Consider the following 1,346-nt stretch of genomic DNA (forward strand, 5'->3'; position numbering starts at 1 on the left):
TGTTGCGGTCGATGTGCCGCCTTCGCCGTCGCTGATCTCGTAGGTGATCGTATCGCTGCCGTTGAAGTCTGCATCCGGCGTGTAGGTGAGCGTGCCGTCGGCCTCGATCACCACTGTACCATTGTCCGCGCTCGCGCTGGTGACCGTCAGCGGATCGCCATCGGGATCGCTGTCGTTGGCAAGCACATCGATGTTGACGGCCACGTCTTCGTCGCTCGTCGCGGTGTCGTCGGCCGCCACGGGAACTGGGTTGGTCACCGTCCATGTGAAGGTCGTCGAGACCGTGCCGCCATTGCCATCATCGGCAGTAACGGTAACCTGGTAGATCCCATCGCCCAGCGGGCCGCCCTGCGATGCCGACGGGTCGATCGTACCGGTGATGTTGCCCGCCGCATCGATGCTCAGACCCGTAGGCAACCCAGTCGCCGAGAAGGTCAGCGCATCACCATCCAAGTCGTCGAAATTGCCTGCAACAGACAGGTTGACCGGCGAACCGTCGACATCAACACGGCCGGGTAGCGCCGAGACAACCTCAGGATCATCGTTCACTGGCGTCACAGTTACGGTCAGCGTTGCGGTAGCGGCCCCGCCCTCGCCATCGCTGATCTCGTAAGTGACGTTCGCTTCACCATTGAAGTTCGCGTTCGGCGTGAAGGTCAGGGTACCATCCGCATTGATGACAACGGTGCCATTGTCCGCGCTCGCACTGGTGATCGTCAGCGGATCACCATCGGGATCGCTGTCGTTCGCGAGCACCGCCACCGTAATCGGTGTGTCTTCCGCCGTGGTCGCGGTGTCGTCCTGAGCGATCGGAGCAACATCTTGGACCGAGTAGATAAATACGGCGCTAACGGAGCCACCATTGCCATCATCGGCAGTAACGGCAACCTGGTAGATCCCGTCGCCTAGCGGGCCGCCCTGCGATGCAGACGGATCGATCGTACCGGTGATGTTGCCCGCCGCATCGATGCTCAGGCCCGTAGGCAAGCCGGTCGCCGAGAAGGTCAGCGCATCGCCATCGGGATCGCTGAATGCACTTGCTGTCGGAATCGTAACGATCTGCCCATCCTCACCACTCTGGTCCGGTAGGCCAACCGCGATCGGATCATCGTTCACCGGATTGACGGTTACCGCGACTGTTGCGGTCGATGTGCCGCCCTCGCCGTCGCTGATCTCGTAGGTGATCGTATCGCTGCCGTTGAAGTCTGCATCCGGCGTGTAAATGAGCGTGCCGTCGGCCTCGATCACCACCGTGCCATTGGGAGCCGAAGCCGAGATGACCGTCAACGCATCGCCATCGGGATCGTTGTCGTTGGCAAGCACATCGATATTAACCGGAACATCTT

At 61.1% G+C, this 1,346-nt stretch carries 1 protein-coding gene; it reads right to left on the minus strand.

The window, feature by feature from the left end; genetic code table 11:
• Nucleotides 1-1,346 (minus strand): cadherin-like domain-containing protein (locus IB285_RS14930; protein WP_190789162.1); only part of this gene is annotated, 1,346 nt, incomplete at both ends.

The organism is Erythrobacter rubeus (genome assembly GCF_014705715.1).
Taxonomy (GTDB): domain Bacteria; phylum Pseudomonadota; class Alphaproteobacteria; order Sphingomonadales; family Sphingomonadaceae; genus Erythrobacter; species Erythrobacter rubeus.